Origin of the sequence: Pantoea rwandensis (assembly GCF_000759475.1) — a bacterium.
Taxonomy (GTDB): Bacteria; Pseudomonadota; Gammaproteobacteria; order Enterobacterales; family Enterobacteriaceae; genus Pantoea; species Pantoea rwandensis_B.
This window is the reverse complement of sequence record NZ_CP009454.1, coordinates 2,911,252-2,927,472: the sequence shown is the minus strand read 5'-3', so window position 1 is coordinate 2,927,472 and position 16,221 is coordinate 2,911,252. Positions and strand designations below refer to the sequence as shown.

General features: G+C 49.2%; 10 protein-coding genes and 2 pseudogenes. 8 read left to right on the top strand and 4 right to left on the bottom strand.

The window, feature by feature from the left end:
* Window positions 1–71: 71 nt before the first annotated feature.
* The 3 genes from gstA to dtpA all read right to left on the bottom strand — a co-directional run bounded on the left by gstA (window position 72) and on the right by dtpA (window position 3,325).
* On the bottom strand, window positions 72–677 hold the full coding sequence (gstA, locus tag LH22_RS13295; RefSeq protein WP_197079560.1) for a glutathione transferase GstA: 606 nt from the start codon (window positions 675–677) through the stop codon (window positions 72–74).
* 74 nt (window positions 678–751) lie between these two features.
* Complete coding sequence (locus LH22_RS13290) at window positions 752–1,660, bottom strand: LysR family transcriptional regulator (RefSeq protein ID WP_038647250.1); 909 nt, start codon at window positions 1,658–1,660, stop codon at window positions 752–754.
* Window positions 1,661–1,816: 156 nt separating this feature from the next.
* Entirely contained in the window at window positions 1,817–3,325 is a 1,509-nt protein-coding gene (gene dtpA, locus LH22_RS13285; protein ID WP_038647248.1) for a dipeptide/tripeptide permease DtpA, read from the bottom strand.
* A gap of 652 nt (window positions 3,326–3,977) precedes the next feature.
* On the opposite strand from dtpA, the gene LH22_RS13280 reads away from it, so the two are divergent.
* Window positions 3,978–4,667, top strand: coding sequence for a CTP synthase C-terminal region-related (seleno)protein (locus LH22_RS13280; RefSeq protein WP_038647247.1), 690 nt, complete (start codon window positions 3,978–3,980; stop codon window positions 4,665–4,667).
* Window positions 4,668–4,699: 32 nt separating this feature from the next.
* Here LH22_RS13280 and LH22_RS13275 read toward each other — a convergent pair whose 3' ends face one another.
* Window positions 4,700–5,728, bottom strand: coding sequence for a zinc-dependent alcohol dehydrogenase family protein (locus LH22_RS13275; RefSeq protein ID WP_240474659.1), 1,029 nt, complete (start codon window positions 5,726–5,728; stop codon window positions 4,700–4,702).
* A gap of 652 nt (window positions 5,729–6,380) precedes the next feature.
* Here LH22_RS13275 and LH22_RS20890 point away from each other — a divergent pair.
* The 7 genes and pseudogenes from LH22_RS20890 to LH22_RS13245 form a co-directional block, all read left to right on the top strand.
* Window positions 6,381–6,560 (top strand): annotated as a pseudogene (locus tag LH22_RS20890) (type VI secretion system tube protein Hcp); the annotation flags it as partial.
* 358 nt (window positions 6,561–6,918) lie between these two features.
* On the top strand, window positions 6,919–9,435 hold the full coding sequence (locus LH22_RS13270; RefSeq protein WP_038647245.1) for a type VI secretion system Vgr family protein: 2,517 nt from the start codon (window positions 6,919–6,921) through the stop codon (window positions 9,433–9,435).
* A gap of 2 nt (window positions 9,436–9,437) precedes the next feature.
* Window positions 9,438–11,045 (top strand): esterase/lipase family protein, encoded by a 1,608-nt coding sequence (locus LH22_RS13265; protein ID WP_038647243.1) that lies wholly within the window; start codon window positions 9,438–9,440, stop codon window positions 11,043–11,045.
* Window positions 11,042–12,139, top strand: a complete 1,098-nt coding sequence (locus LH22_RS13260) for a T6SS immunity protein Tli4 family protein (RefSeq protein WP_052059420.1) — start codon at window positions 11,042–11,044, stop codon at window positions 12,137–12,139. The genes LH22_RS13265 and LH22_RS13260 overlap by 4 nt, the downstream gene beginning before the upstream one ends.
* A gap of 152 nt (window positions 12,140–12,291) precedes the next feature.
* Window positions 12,292–13,326: pseudogene (locus LH22_RS13255) on the top strand (DUF2345 domain-containing protein); the annotation flags it as partial.
* Between the two features lie 2 nt (window positions 13,327–13,328).
* Entirely contained in the window at window positions 13,329–14,930 is a 1,602-nt protein-coding gene (locus LH22_RS13250) for an esterase/lipase family protein (RefSeq protein WP_038647241.1), read from the top strand.
* Window positions 14,927–16,024 carry a T6SS immunity protein Tli4 family protein gene (locus LH22_RS13245; RefSeq protein ID WP_038647240.1) on the top strand — a complete coding sequence of 366 codons (1,098 nt, stop codon included), beginning with the start codon at window positions 14,927–14,929 and terminating at the stop codon, window positions 16,022–16,024. Before LH22_RS13250 ends, LH22_RS13245 begins: the two co-directional genes overlap by 4 nt.
* Window positions 16,025–16,221 lie beyond the last annotated feature (197 nt).

Below are 16,221 nucleotides of genomic sequence, written 5' to 3'. Positions count from 1 at the left end.
TCAAGCGGGCGACCCTCCGGTTGCCTGCTGACAGCATGAATAACAGGCGCACAGGGTGCGCCTGTCTATTGTTAAACCAAACCTTCCGCTTTCAACGCCGCTTGCACCGCTGGACGTTCTGCCACACGGTTGAACCAGGCTTCCAGCGCGGCTAACCCGCTCAGATCCAGCTTGATGGCTTTTGCCCAACGTGTAACCACAAACAGATAGACATCGGCCACGGTATAACGCAGACCCATCAACCACTGCTTGTCTTGCAGCGCTTCATTCACAACCTGATATTTCTTCTCTAACTGCGCCCGCACAATGGCTTTGTACTCTTCCGGGGTATCCGGACGGAACAGCGGTGAGAAGGTTTTATGCAGTTCACTGCTGACAAAGCTCAGCCATTCAATGGTGTGGTAGCGCGTCAGGCTGCCGGTGGGTGCCAGCAGATTGCGGTCTGGCTTCAGATCCGCCAGATACTGCACAATAGCAACGCCTTCGGTTAACAAACTGCCGTCATCAAATTGCAGCGCAGGAACCTGTCCTTTGGGGTTAATCTGCCAGTAATCGTCTCCCTGCTCGGTGACCTTTTTCTGCAGGTCAACATTGACCTGGGTAAAGTCCAACCCGCATTCACGCGCAACAATATGCGGTGACAGCGAACAGGCACCGGGCTTGCAATAGAGTTTCATCATGGCTTCTCCTGGAAGTGTGGTTGTGATCGAAACAGCATAAAACTGCTAAATAAAAATACCAGTGACAGTGATCAGGAATCCGGCGCTGCCTTTGGCTTTTCTGCAACGAAGCAGGGTAGCGAAGGCAGCTGTTCAAGCGCAAATTCCCAGAACTGTCGTACTTTTGGCGTCATATTTTTTACCCGCTGAGTCACCAGTTGCACCGGTAGCGGCGCAGGTTCCCACTCAGGTAATAAGTGGATCAGTCTGCCCTCGCGCAGATCTCCCAGCACCTGATATGACAGCAAACGGCCAATCCCCTGGCCGCCGCGCAGCGTTTCCAGCTGGCTTTCAATGTCGTTGACGCGCAATCGCGGCAGGATCCGCACGCGCAAGTCCTGGGCAAAGCGCCATTCTCGCGTGTGCCGCAGGCTGGTGATCACTGCATGCTGAGTGAGTTCACTGGGATGTGAGGGGGCCCCGGCGCGTTGTAAATAATCGGGACTGGCCACCAGGGTAGAACGTACGCTGCCCACCTTACGTGCCACCATCGAGGAGTCCTGCAGTTCGCCGATGCGCAGGGCGATATCCAGGCCATTTTCAATTAAATCCTGATAGCTGTCGCTCAACACCACCTCAATCTGCATCTCGGGATGTTGCTGTAAGAAGGCATTTACCAGCGGCATGATGTGAAGGCGGCCGAATGGCACGGGGGCGGTAATGCGCAGGAGTCCTTGTAAGCCGCTGTGATGGGCGCTGTCCAGTGCGCTGTGGTAATCACTTAATAACTGTCGCGCCTGTTCGAACAGGCGCCAGCCCGCTTCTGTGGGTGCCAGTTGTCGTGTCGTGCGCTCTATCAGGGTGGTGCCGAGACGGGATTCAAGTGCGCTTAATGTGCGGGTAATCACCGGTGGGGATCGCTGTAGCAGACGTGCGGCGCCCGCCAGGCTGCCTTGCTGAATTACTGCGACAAACACCTGAAGTTCTTCGAATCGATCCATGACGATGACCGCTTGCTTAACAAGAAGCCGTCATCATGCGGGTTATGGGATGAAAAGCGAAGCACTGACCGCAGGAAACGTTAAAGCGAGGGAAAGAAATGCGTTACAGGAAATAAAAAAGCCGGGCGTTGGCCCGGCTTCGTGACATCACATCCATTACTGATTCGCGTTGGCGCTTTTCAGTTCAGGCTGTGTAGCATCATTCTGCGTCATGCGGTTGAGCAGTGGCGCGGTGATCAGCATCAGGATGGCGATCACACCGGTAGCAATACCAATCTGCTGGAACACATGGCTGTAAACCTCCAGCGAAGCATGCGGATCGGTCACATCATTTGGCACGGCCATCAGATTAGCCACTTTACCGGCAATCATTGCGGCACCCGCCGTGGTCAGGAACCACGAGCCCATGATGAAGCCCATCAGACGCTGTGGGACTAACTGTGCCACCATCGCCAGGCCGAGACCGGAAATCATCAATTCGCCCACGCTCTGCAGTGCATAGCTGATGATCAACCAGTTCACCGAAACAATACCGGCATCGTTAGCGAATTTGGCACCAAACGGCAGCACCAGGAAGGCTGCAGAGCAGAGCACCATACCAATCGCGAACTTATGCGGCATTGGCAGTTTGTCGCCCAGCTTGTTATAAACCGCCGCCAGAATCGGGCTGGCCAGCATGATCCAGAACGGGTTCAGCGCCTGGAACTGTTCAGGTTCGAAGGTAATGCCCAGAATGGCATGCTCAACGTTACGAATGGCGAAGAAGTTGAGTGAAGTTGGCATCTGCATGTACAGCACGAAGAACACAATCGCTTCGAGCATTAACAGGAAGGCGACGATCATCTTACGGCGAGCTGCACCCTGCAACGCAAAGGCTTCTTTCGCAAACACCAGCACGATGCCAATGGCAATCACGCCCAGCGCCATACGTGCAATGCTTTGGTGATGTAACAGCCAGGCCGCAATGGCAACCAGCGCCACCACACCCACCAGCGTCATCAGCAGTTTGCTGACGTTCAGTGGAGCAAAGTCCGGTTTAGAACCGTAGTTTTTCACCAGGCGCTGGCAGAACAGGAAGTTCAGTAAGGTAATCATCAGACCCACCACGGAGAGCGAGAACGCTGCGCCCCAGCCGTAATGTGCAGCCAACCACGGTGTCAGCATCATCGAGAACAGAGAACCGATGTTGATCGACATATAGAACATGGTGAATGCACCGTCGATGCGCGGATCATCTTTCTCGTAGCAGGTAGACAGCAAAGAAGAAGGGTTGGCTTTGAACAGGCCACTACCCACGGCAATGGTCGCCATACCTACATACACCATCGCGGTATCATGGCCTGAGAAGGCGATCAGCGCATAGCCGAGTGCCAGCACGATAACGCCGAGCACAATCACACGTTTGGTGCCCAAGACTTTATCGCCCAGCCAGCCGCCAATCGCGACCATGCCGTAAACCAGGGCGCTGAACGAGGTAAACAGGGTAATAGAGTCCGCTTCGGACATCCCCAACTGTTTCACCAGGTAAACGGCCATGATGGCTTGCAGACCGTAGTAGCCGAAACGCTCCCACAGTTCGATGGAGAAGATTAGATAAAACGCTTTCGGCTGTTTGAACGCGTTGAGGCTTACTGCCTCGTCAGTGTGTTTGTTTGCAGTTGACACTTGTACCTCAGTTTATACATAGCCTGTTTTGCGACAGGAATTAAGTCTGCGTCGGGCTGAGTAATCCCGCGCAACATTGTTATTAGAAAGGAAAAACGGCGCCTAATTTGGCTGAATCAGACCAACAGGGCAAGCATTTTTTGCACGCTGAAATACTTGTAACAGGTAGGGTTAATGCCGTTATAAGAAGTTGTAAATCAGTGTTAAATATTGCTGTGTGGCATTATATCAGAATAAACGTGTTAACTGGAGATCCTTTGGATCATTTTCCTGATATAAACCGCTTAAGGTCTCTTTTGCAGGATATAACGCTGTAGATGATAATTTATACCAAAATAAAGACCGCATATGCGCACTTACTAAGCACAATTGCTTGATTGTTGAGCGCAATAGGCTGGCTAAAGTTTCCAAATGGCTAATTTGTTGATCCTGCGCACAAAATTACGATTTAATTAAAACCGTAAAAGAAGTAAACGATTGCGTGGTCAACATCCGTCGAGTTAATCACCATAAAAAAGAACATTTAACCGTATAAAAAGCAGGCATTAACCTAAATGCGCGTTAACGAAAGTGAGTGATACCTCGCTAAAATGCGCTTAGACAGCTCTGGATGTTTGCTGTAACCTCGTTTTTTCCCTGAAAGGACGTAACCATGACGCAGTCAGTTCGTGTCGCCCTTGTTGGCGATTACCGTGCCAATGCCGTTGCACATCAAGCCATTCCTCCTGCTGTTCAGTTTGCCGCAAAATCTCTCTCGCTCGACGCCACCGCCGACTGGATCGCCACTCCTGACATCAATCAACATCACTGGAACGATTACGATGCCATTTGGGTGGTGCCGGGCAGCCCGTATCTCAACGACGAAGGTGTCTTTGCAACGATCCGCTGGGCGCGTGAAAACCACAAACCGTTCCTCGGTTCATGTGGCGGTTTTCAGTATGCGGTGGTGGAGTACGCCCGTAACGTGCTGGGCTGGGAAGATGCCGGGCATGCGGAAACCGATGAGGGTGGACGCTGGGTGATTGCCCCGCTGGCCTGTTCGCTGGTGGAACAGCGCGGCACGGTGGCTTTCGAGCCCGGCTCAAGGATTGCGCAAGCTTACGGCGCGCTGGAAAGTGATGAAGGGTATCACTGTAATTTCGGCGTGAACCCGGAATTCAGTGACGCGCTGGCGACCCATAATCTGAAGATTACGTCGTGGGATTTGGATCGGGATGTACGCGGTGTTGAACTGACCGATCATCCGTTCTTTGTCGCAACGCTGTTCCAGTCAGAACGGGCGGCGCTGCAAAATCGACTATCACCGCTGGTGGTTGCCTGGCTGCAGGCTGCGGCAAAATAATCGATTGAACAGAGAGGCTGCATAGCCTCTCTTCACCTGTACAGACACAGCATAGGCTTGCGTGACCGCCCTGACTGGTGATAACTCTCGATGGCCGCGCGCCACTCGCTCAACGGGAAAATCTCCACTTCGCCGCATTCGCTGTTGTGCAGCAGCGGCCAGAGCGCGAAGAAAAGCTGCTGCCACTGCGCCGCGCCAATATCGCCCAGGGTGTGCCGCACATGAAACCAGTGCAGCGCCGGACGGTTGGCATTCACTTTTACCGGCGTGCCGCTTAACACACCGTAAGCCACAAACTGTGCATGCTCAGGTAGCGCTTGCCAGATGAGCTGTCCCACATCGCCACCCACTGCATCAAAAACGATATCTGTTTGTGCACTCACCGCTTTCAGTGTTTCCTGCGCAGTATCCTGCAACGCAGTCAGGCCCAGTGTATGCAACCTTTCTGCATGTGCTGACGCGCGATACTCCACCACAACCTGATGTGCACCATGCAGTTGAGCCCACTGAGCCAGCAAAAGTGCGCAGGCGGATCCACCCGCCGTGATCAGTACGTTTTTACCGCTGACCGGCCATTGCTGCAACATCAGCAAAGCGGCAAGCGGATTGATATAGGCGCGAGCCGCCAGCGTGCTGGGGATGTCCTCTGGCACCGGAATAGCGAGCTGCGGATCGATATCCACATAATGTTGCCAGCAGCCGACACCGCGCAGCGGCAGCACACGCTGGCCAACCCGATGTTGAAAAGAGGGGGGCGCGGCGATCACCGTACCCACACCTTCGTAACCGGCCACCTGTGGCGGCGCGACACGGTGACGATAAGCACCGGTTATGGGGATCAGGTCAGACGCGTTAATCGGCGCATAGTGCATTTGTACACGCAACAAGTCAGCGGGACGTGGGGCTAAAGGGGAAGATTCCAGCGTCAGTACATCAATAGGATCGCCAAACTGCCGATACCACAGCGCAAGATTGCACTCGGTCATCGGCATAGGCTCAGACTGGGGTTTTGGCGTCAAATTGGGATGGTGAAGTCCCAAATAACCATTATTTAATGCCATGAGGTTTTAGCTTAAGGACGATTTCTTTTAATTCTACATGACCACTTTTGTTTTTTTCCATTAATAGCAACCCGTTAATGCATTGGATTATACCCTTTCGGTTAAAGCCCAGACCTGCCGGCATCTCTGATAGAAAGGAAAATGTGTCCCAAACTGAGTGCTATTTGTGAAACAGAGATAGCGGCGGCGCATTTCCCCCTCAACCTCGGCAATGTGTACCGGGCGCAATGTTCACTGCAATCTCCCCCAAAGTAATCCCCAGATGAAAATTGTTAGATCTGCTTACTGGTTTTCTCTCATTTAAACGAAATGACCGCCTGAAAATAAATTTTCTTAAAAAAATTTTTCAGATATTCCTGATTAAGTTATGAGCTATCTAACAATGACTTAAAGTTAAATTTAAGAATTTCCTTATACAAATCAGCGATAAACGGTCGTGGTAGAGTGTTGATTTAGGTCCGTTAATTACTTTATATTCGCGCACGAACTCACAGGAAAAGTCGGGTCTTAATGCTTTTCTTCACTATTTATACGATTGAATCATGAGTAGGGCTTATCAAGCGGGTGCTTTGAAAGTCCGTTCCAATTTACGCCAGTACTTACACACCGCAGGGGCGCATAAGCCAATCGAGCTTCCCCTGACGTTCATAAGGAAAACGTAAGGGTGGCGAAGGTTAACCCTGAGATGCACGACACATGACATCAAGGGCACTTATAAAAAGAAGCACAACTACCTGGAGCAGATTGAACTGCGCAGCGAATAAAAACCTGGACTTACAAGGATGTCAAAATCATTCATTCCAATTCCTTGAACGAACGCGCCTTCGCGTAAGCCCGCGTGGGTGGTTCACTGTCCGCTTTTTCAGAGGTTCGCCTGCGCGCAAATACGCCTCTGAAAAATACACCGATTTAAAGATGCCTCAGACCTTATAGGCCTCGGTTAACGGCCAGGGGCGGTAGCGTGCCTGAAACAGAGTGTGAATTTATCAATTTTAGTCGTAGCAGCAGTCGTATGACAATCACTGGTGGCGGTTTTTCCTTGTGGAAAAGCATGCAATATCGGTGATGTTAATCCCTGATAGCTTGATAAAGAAGTCAATATCGGCAATCAAGAAATAAAATATTACTGACGTTATTCTCTCTGCAATTAGTGGGAGACATAACAATTCGTCATCAAGGAGAGAATGACAATGACCCCCTCTGGCCTAATAGAAAAAACAGCATCGGCAATTTCCTCTACGCTCAATCGTTATTCTTTATTGATTCCAGCCTGCAATTCACCGATTGATGTGGAAAATATTACGGGCGTGGAAGCGCTGAGCGAGAACTACCTCTACAGCGTGATGTTCACCAGCCCGGATAAAGATATTTCACCAGACCGGATGCTGCGCAAAGCGGTCACGCTGACTATGGGCATTGGACCTCTGCAGAAATTCGAATCGCAGAAGATTGTTCATGGTTATATCACCGATTTCCGCCGCCTGACGGGTTCCGCCGACCAGGTCAGTTATCTCATTATTATTGAGCCCCGCTTTGCGCTTCTGGATAAGCAATACCGCACACATCGCTTCTTTGTGAATAAATCCGTGCCGGAAGTCGTCAGTCAGATACTGGATGAGCATGGTTTTCACGGGTGGGAATATGAGTTCAGCCTGAAGCATGACTATCCCAGAAGGGAACAGATTAACCAGTATCAGGAAAGTGACCTGAAGTTTGTTCAGCGCCTGCTGTCTGAAATAGGCATCTTCTACTACTTCACGCTTCAGCCCGACACACATACTGAGGTCATCCGGTTTGGCGACACGCAGAGCGCTTATTCTGAGCAGAAATCGCTGCCGCTGAACAGCCCATCGGGCCTGGAAGACAACGCCCAGGAATCCATCTGGAATCTGAATCTGACCCATAACGTGGTTGAAGCGGGTGTGGTGACTAAGGATTATAACCACCGTGAGGCACAGCGCGTGCTGCGGTCGGTGAAGGCAGATATGACGCGGGGTGATGGTGACAACATCACTTACGGGGAGGTGTATCACTATCGTCCGCGCCATCCCTACAGCGGTGATAAGTATGTTCCGGAGGCCGAGACCGCAAACTTTTATGCCCGTCTCGACCATGAACGTTTTCTTGCCCGACAGACGCTGATAACGGGAATCTGCAACGACGCATTTATCAGCCCGGGCCACGTTTTATCTGTCACCGAGACAGGCATACCCACGCTGCCTGCGCAGTTGCAGACGCCCTTTTTCATCACCCGAATCAATGTCAGTGCGAGCCGGCGCTCCGGATTCCAGGCCAGTCTGAATGCCGTGCCTTACAGTGAGACGCTTTGCTGGCGTCCCGCACTGCTTGCCCGACCTAAGGTCAGCGGCACCATGACGGCTCGCGTGACCAGCGCGAAAGACAACGACATCTACGCCTGGCAGGATGCATCCGGGTTATACCGTGTGGTGTTTGATGCGGACGAGGAGGGCAAGGATCGCGGTCTTGAAAGTATGCCCGTTCGTCTTGCTAAACCTTACTGTGGGGATATGTATGGATTCCATTTCCCGCTGATACAGGGAACGGAGGTGGCCATAGCGTTTCGTGAGGGGGATCCGGACCAGCCCTATATTGCTCATGCGCTGCATGATTCGCGTCATGTTGATCACGTTACTGAGAAAAACAGTACCCGCAACGTTATCCGCACGGCTGGCCTGAACAAGCTGCGCATGGAGGACAAGCGTGGTGAGGAGCACATCAAGCTCAGCACGGAGTATGGGGGGAAAACGCAGCTTAATTTAGGTCACAATGTTGATGCGCGGCGTGGGCTTCGTGGCGAAGGGGCGGAGTTGCGGACTGATAATCATATCGCTATCCGTGGTGGTAAAGGCGTGTTTATCAGTGCGGATATTCAGCCTCAGGCACATGGGAAGATGTTGTCGATGCAAGATGCTCTTAGCGAACTTCAAAAGGCGCAGCAGTTAACTGAGTCCTTGCGAAGTGCAGCAGAGATGGCAAAAGCCGAATTGGCGGATTTACAAACCCAGAAGTCGCTTTTGAGTGATGCCATCACAGAGCTGAAGCAGTCTGCACTACTGCTCTCAGCGCCAGGTGGCATAGCGCAAGCCACGACTAAAAGCCTGCAACTGTCAGCAGGTGAAAACCTCATTGCAACCAGCTGTAAAAACACTGACTTCAGCGTAATGAAAGCTTTCACGGTGGCAGCGGGCGAAAGAATCAGCCTGTTTGCACAGAAGCTGGGACTGAAGTTATTAGCGGCGAAGGGGAAAGTCGAAATTCAGTCTCAGAGTGATGAGATGTTGCTGGATGCATTCCAGGATGTACGTATCAGTAGTAGCGAAGGTAAAGTTTTCATTCGTGCCAAACAGGATATTTTGCTGGTAGGTAGCGGTGGTGCTTATCTGAGAATAGGAAACGGTGAAGTAGAGAGCGGTGCCCCGGATAAAATTATTCAGCGCGCAGCGGTATGGCAAAAATTCGGTGGTCAAAGCGCAAGCGAAATGTTTAATACCTGGCAACAGGGTAATTATGAACTCAACACGCAACTCATCCGGGCAGGAACCAAAGAAGCGGTAAAAAGTCATCAGGGGAATGTGAGTAGTGATCTCGGGAAGACATCAGCTAATTCAGATGCTGCAGGGAAAATAGCCCCTCAAAGCTTTCCTGACATTGCCAGCATCAATTTAAACTTGAACAAGGAGCGTTAGTCATGTCTGAGGAAAAAACGACACCAAAAATTGAGCCGACATTTGATGAAGATGGTAATGCTTGTTATCAGTTGTTTAGCACGCCTAAAGAAAAAAACATTGTTCAGCAATGTGTCGTGTATCCAGACAGGGTTATTCCAGTCATTTTTATTCCGGGTGTAATGGGCAGCAATTTAAAAAGTGATGATGAAGACGGATTAAAGATCTGGCGCCTGGATAGCAATGATCAGATTGCTGGTGACTGGTTTGGCACAAATGCTGAGACTAGAAAGAAAAAGTTGGATCCAAAAAAAGTCGTTGTCGATGATGGTGGGAAAATAGACGAAAAATCAGAGCTCTACCTTCTTAAAACTCGTCGGGAACGCGGCTGGGGAACCGTAGGTTATACCAGTTATGCTACTTTCCTTAACTGGCTACAAAATACGCTCAACGACTTTAATGATGGTGACTCTAATGAACGTGCAAGTTTGCTACAGACTACGCTGAAAACGGAGAAGGGTGATGTATCACTAAGTAAGGAAGAGGTGGATTTGACATACCGCTATCTCTTTCCTGTCTTTGCTTTGGGGTATAACTGGCTGCAATCAAACTCTGATTCAGCAACAGCGCTGGCTAAATACATAGATAAGCAAATTCAGTTTTACCGGCAATATGAACGGCAGTGTGAGAAGGTTATTTTGATTACCCACTCTATGGGGGGCCTGGTTGCAAGACACTATACGCAGCACCTCGGAGGAGCAGATAGGGTACTAGGGGTAATACATGGCGTGATGCCAGCGCTGGGAGCTGCGGCGACTTACCGCAGAATGAAAGCAGGAACAGAAAACGGTTCAGGGAACGCAAAGGGATGGGTTGCTGCTCAGGTGCTGGGAGGAAATGCCAAAGCCATGACTGCAGTCCTCTCACAGTCTTCCGGCCCTTTGCAGTTGTTACCTGGGAAAGCCTACGGACAGCACTGGTTGAAGATAACGGATGATAAAACTACTCATGCATTTCCGGAAGAAGATCCTTATAGCGAAATTTATTTGCAGCGGGATAAGTGGTGGGGATTGTGTGAAGACCAATTTATAAATCCCAGCAAAAGCTTAAATCAAGCAGGTTTGGACAGGGACTGGGAAACATTCTCAAAAATAATACAACGTGAAGTTAAGCCTTTTATTGAGGAGCTTTCTGGGAAGTATCACCCCCAAAGTTGGGCCTTCTACAGTGCAGATAAGACCTATCGATCATACGGCGACGTCTGCTGGCGAGCCAATACACCGCGTGTAGATGCATGGCTGAATCGTAATCGTCAGCGTGACGTGCTGGCAGGTCGCGCGGTTGATAAAACCGAGATGCTTGATAAGCGAAGTATTTCATCGCCCTTGTCCGGAAACGGGTGGGCAAAAGGCATTCATCAGACTTTTCAATTGTTGTCTGCAGAAGAAGCGGGGGACGGTACGGTGCCAGTTCGCTCCGGATGTATTGCTGAACACTATTTACAGGCAAGGTTTCAGGTTTCGGTCGAACATGAGTCTGCCTTCCAGAACCAGTTGGCGCAGCAGTTTACCTTGCGGGCGCTTGTGAAAATTGTTCAGAACATAAAACAGACAACGCTGAGGGATGAGTGAAAATTAATAAAACTATTCTCGCGCTAGTACTTTTATTTGCCGTTTTTTTCGGATGGTACGGTTATAGCTGGCTGCCGCCACGAATCAATTTAAGTTCTGAGGAGCGTAAAAACGTGACACATTTTTTACAAGAAGCGGTCACTCGCTGTTTTGGTCGTTACATGATTGACCTTCCTGAAACATATACTATTACACACGATAATGTTATGGCGTTTATTGATGGAATGCCGATTAAATATAAGCGTATATATCACCCGGCATTTAAGCAAAAAATTCGCTTGAGGGAGGCCGAACTATCCGCAACGAAAACGTTGAGGCCTCTGGATATGCCTTATCTTAAGGGAGTTTATTCCTTACCTGACGGTATGGAAGGGATCATATTTGAAAGAAATAAAAGTACACAGGTTGTTGACGCATCACGTATACTTGAAGCGCACCTTTATACCAATGGCATTGCAATAGAAATAACTTTAGAAGCCGATAATGGATTGTCATCACGTTATGATGAAGAACGAAAGTTGACCCCTGAAATCTACGGTGATACTGTTCCGAAAAAACTGGTTGAGCTAATAGATTTTCTCACACGTATTTCCGGTAAGCAGGAGAATGAAATCCCTCAAGAACCAGGGTTTTGCCTGCCAGAATTATTTATTAAAGATGGAAATGCTCAACCTAAAGAGGAAGTTAGTGCGAATTACACTTCTTTAGAATACCCCGCTATAAAATTTCATTTTGACAGTGATAATTATAGCGCCTCTGAAGATTCTCTACTGGAAAGAAGCACCATGATGGAGCGCAACATTAAAAAGGCGGGAGGCTATACTATCCTCAGTGGTCGTCGCGAAATAAATGGATTATACGCAGAGCAGTGGTTAGCGCAGGGACAGTTAAGTAATACCAATGGTGAGCAAGCCCTGCGATTTGTCATTAATATCAATGAAAAAACGGCATCTCCCAAGCATCCAATGTTATCTCTGACGTTCCTGCAGCAGGGCCTGGAGGGCGAGCGACGTCTTACAGAGGCCGAAGCTGTAAGTATCTGGCAGCAGATTACCGACACTATCCGTATCCGCCCAAATGCGATAGCAAAATAGCCTGCTTCAACTAATTATTAGTGCATCGTATGACATATAGATTTTTTTGCACTGAATGTCGCCTGTCTATTGCCAGACATTCTTTCATGCAATGTAAATTGTCATTCCATCCAAATATTTTTTGCTGTTTTTAATCAAAGGCTAGTACCCACAATGTTATCCGCACGGCAGGGCTGAACAAGCTGCGCATGGAGGACAAGCGGGGTGAGGAGTACATCAAGCTCAGCACGGAGTATGGGGGTAAGACGCAGCTTAATTTAGGTCACAATGTTGATGCGCGGCGTGAGATTCGTGGCGAAGGAGCAGAGCTGCGGACTGATAATCATATCGCCATCCGTGGTGGCAAAGGCGTGTTTATCAGTGCGGATATTCAGCCCCAGGCACATGGGAAGATGTTGTCGATGCAGGATGCTCTTAGCGAACTTCAAAAGGCGCAGCAGTTAACTGAGTCCTTGCGAAGTGCAGCAGAGATGGCAAAAGCCGAATTGGCGGATTTACAAACCCAGAAGTCGCTTTTGAGTGATGCCATCACAGAGCTGAAGCAGTCTGCACTACTGCTCTCAGCGCCAGGCGGCATCGCGCAAGCCACGACTAAAAGCCTGCAACTGTCAGCAGGTGAAAACCTCATTGCAACCAGCTGTAAAAACACTGACTTCAGCGTAATGAAAGCTTTCACGGTGGCAGCGGGCGAAAGAATCAGCCTGTTTGCACAGAAGCTGGGACTGAAGTTACTAGCAGCGAAGGGGAAAGTCGAAATTCAGTCTCAGAGTGATGAGATGTTGCTGGATGCCTTCCAGGATGTACGTATCAGTAGTAGCGAAGGTAAAGTTTTCATTCGTGCCAAACAGGATATTTTGCTGGTAGGTAGCGGTGGTGCTTATCTGAGAATAGGAAACGGTGAAGTAGAGAGCGGTGCCCCGGATAAAATTATTCAGCGCGCAGCGGTATGGCAAAAATTCGGTGGTCAAAGCGCAAGCGAAATGTTTAATACCTGGCAACAGGGTAATTATGAACTCAACACGCAACTCATCCGGGCAGGAACCAAAGAAGCGGTAAAAAGTCATCAGGGGAATGTGAGTAGTGATCTCGGGAAGACATCAGCTAATTCAGATGCTGCAGGGAAAATAGCCCCTCAAAGCTTTCCTGACATTGCCAGCATCAATTTAAACTTGAACAAGGAGCGTTAGTCATGTCTGAGGAAAAAACGACACCAAAAATTGAGCCGACATTTGATGAAGATGGTAATGCTTGTTATCAGTTGTTTAGCACGCCTAAAGAAAAAAACATTGTTCAGCAATGTGTCGTGTATCCAGACCGGGTTATTCCAGTCATTTTTATTCCGGGTGTAATGGGCAGCAATTTAAAAGATAAAAAAGGTAAAAAAATCTGGAGGCTTGATAGTAATCTCCAAATTTTAGGCGACTGGTTTAAAGAAAATGCGGCAGTCCGAAAAAAGAAATTAGACCCTAATGAAACAATAGTTGATGATGGCGGAAATATTACCGAAAAATCAGAATCCCATTTACTCAAAACTCGCCGGCAGCGAGGCTGGGGAACTGTGGGATACACCAGCTATGCCACTTTTCTTGACTGGTTGCAGAACACTCTTAACGACTTTGATAACACCCTCTCTAATGAGCGCGTAATTCTACTGAAATCTATGCTGAAAACAGAAACAGGGGATGTCTCACTGAGTAAAGGTGAGGTGGATTTGACTTACCGTTACCTTTTTCCGGTATTTGCCATGGGGTATAACTGGCTGCAGTCAAACGGTGATTCAGCAATTGCATTGGGTAAATTCATTGACAAGCAAATTCAGTTTTATCAGCAGAAGGGCCGGATGTGCGAGAAGGTGATTCTGATTACGCATTCCATGGGGGGCCTCGTTGCCCGGCATTATACGCAGAATCTTGGGGGGGCAGCCAAGGTTCTGGGAGTGGTACACGGTGTAATGCCGGCACTCGGAGCCGCAGCAACTTACCGCAGAATGAAAGCCGGGACGGAAAACGGATCAGGCAACGTAGTTGATTGGTTTGGTGCACAGGTACTTGGCCCAAGTGCGGAAGCCATGACCGCCGTGCTATCTCAGTCTCCCGGCCCTCTTCAACTGTTGCCGGGAAAAGCTTACGGGCAGCGCTGGCTGAAGATTAGGGATGACAAAACCACCCATGCGTTACCGGTAGCCGACCCTTACAGCGAAATATATCTGCAGCGGGATAGATGGTGGGGGCTATGTGAGGATCAGTTTATAAACCCTGGCAAAAGCACTGACCCGGCAGACAGGGATAAAGACTGGCAATCATTCTCAAAAACAATTCAACGAGAAGTTAAGCCTTTTATCGAGGATCTCTGCGGAAAGTATCATCCAAATAGTTGGGCATTCTACAGTGCAGATATGACGTACCGGGCCTACGGCGACGTCTGCTGGCGCGCAAATACTCCTCGTGCAGAAGCGTGGCTGAATCGCAACCGTCAGCGTGACGGGCTTGCAGCTCGCGCGCTTGATAAAACGGAGATGTATGAGAAACGAACCGTTTCTTCCCCCCTCTTAGGTAGCGGCTGGGCAAAGGGCATTCATCAGACTTATCAGCTTTTGCCAGCAGAAGAGGCTGGGGACGGGACGGTTCCGGTACGATCTGGGCGTATTGCTGAACATCATTTGCAGGCGCGTTTTCAGGTTTCCGTTTCACATGAGCCAGCCTTCCAGAACAGACAGGCGCAGAAGTTTACCTTGAGGGCGCTGGTGAAAATCGTTCAGCAGATAGAGCAGACCGCGCAGAGGTATGAATGAGCATAAAAAAACTAATCATAACGCTGGTGCTGCTGGCCACCAGTTTTGCCGGCTGGTATGGCTACAGATGGATGCCGCCGAGAGTAAGTCTGACCACTGAGGAGCACAATAACGTGACGCACTTTTTACAGGGAATGACCACCCGATGTCTTGGACGTTATCTCATAGACCTACCCGATACATTCGCCACTTCATCAGATCAGGTTATTGCGTATGTTAACAAATCACCGCTGAATTATAAACGCATCTATCCTCCGGCTTTTAAACAGAAGATTCGTTTGAGAGAAATTGAATTATCTGCCACAAAAACATTACGCCCACAGGATATGCCATTTTTGAAGGCTATCCATTCTTTACCTGATGGCATACAGGGCGTTATATTTGAACGAAATGAAAGCACCCAGATTCCTGATGCTTCACGTATCCTTGAGGCGCACCTTTATACCAATGGTGTTGCAGTAGAAATAACCATGGAAGCCGATAATGGATTATCGTCACGCTATGATGAAGAGCGAAAACAGACCCCCGAAATCTACGGTAATACCGTTCCGCAAAAACTGATTGAGCTGACTAAGCTGCTAAAGCGCATTTCCGGCAGGAAAGAAAATGACATACCCAACATCCCCGGTTTTTGCCTGCCAGAATTGTTTATTAAGGATGGTGATAGCAAGCAAAAAGAGCGCTATGGTTTCCTTTACAAATCACCAGAATTTCCCGCATTAGATTTTGATTTTGATAGCGATAACTACATTGCATCTGATGATTCTCTGCTGGAGAGAAGTGCCATGATGGAGCGCAACATCAAGCGAGCCGAAGGCAATACCATCGCCAGTGGACGCTGTAACATCAATGGATTGTATGCAGAACAGTGGCTGGCAAAAGGATTACTTAGTGACACCTACGGTGAAAAAGCCCTGCGATTTGTCATTAATTTCAATGAAAAAACGGCATCTCCCAAGCATCCAATGTTATCTCTGACGTTCCTGCAGCAGGGGCTTGAGGGCGAGGGACGTCTTACAGAGGCCGAAGCTGTAAGTATCTGGCAGCAGATTACCGACACTATCCGTATCCGCCCAAATGCGATAGCAAAATAGCCTGCTTTACCTAATCATTAGTGCAACCGTATGACATATATTTTTTTATGCACTGAATGCCGCCTGCATATTGCCAGGCATTCTCCCATGCAATATCAATCGCCTATTCAAGTCGAATATTTTTTACAGTTTTTAGTCCACGGCTTTTTGAAGAATATACGCAGTGCGCAATGCCCTGGTGCATTGGTCTGTATTTA

Excerpts from the sequence above, each read along its gene's own strand:
- gstA (WP_197079560.1), bottom strand. The coding sequence starts at position 677 with ATGAAACTCTATTGCAAGCCCGGTGCCTGTTCGCTGTCACCGCATATT.
- LH22_RS13250 (WP_038647241.1), top strand. The coding sequence starts at position 13,329 with ATGTCTGAGGAAAAAACGACACCAAAAATTGAGCCGACATTTGATGAA.
- LH22_RS13265 (WP_038647243.1), top strand. The coding sequence starts at position 9,438 with ATGTCTGAGGAAAAAACGACACCAAAAATTGAGCCGACATTTGATGAA.
- LH22_RS13275 (WP_240474659.1), bottom strand. The coding sequence starts at position 5,728 with ATGGCATTAAATAATGGTTATTTGGGACTTCACCATCCCAATTTGACG.
- LH22_RS13270 (WP_038647245.1), top strand. The coding sequence starts at position 6,919 with ATGACCCCCTCTGGCCTAATAGAAAAAACAGCATCGGCAATTTCCTCT.
- LH22_RS13280 (WP_038647247.1), top strand. The coding sequence starts at position 3,978 with ATGACGCAGTCAGTTCGTGTCGCCCTTGTTGGCGATTACCGTGCCAAT.
- LH22_RS13290 (WP_038647250.1), bottom strand. The coding sequence starts at position 1,660 with ATGGATCGATTCGAAGAACTTCAGGTGTTTGTCGCAGTAATTCAGCAA.
- LH22_RS13245 (WP_038647240.1), top strand. The coding sequence starts at position 14,927 with ATGAGCATAAAAAAACTAATCATAACGCTGGTGCTGCTGGCCACCAGT.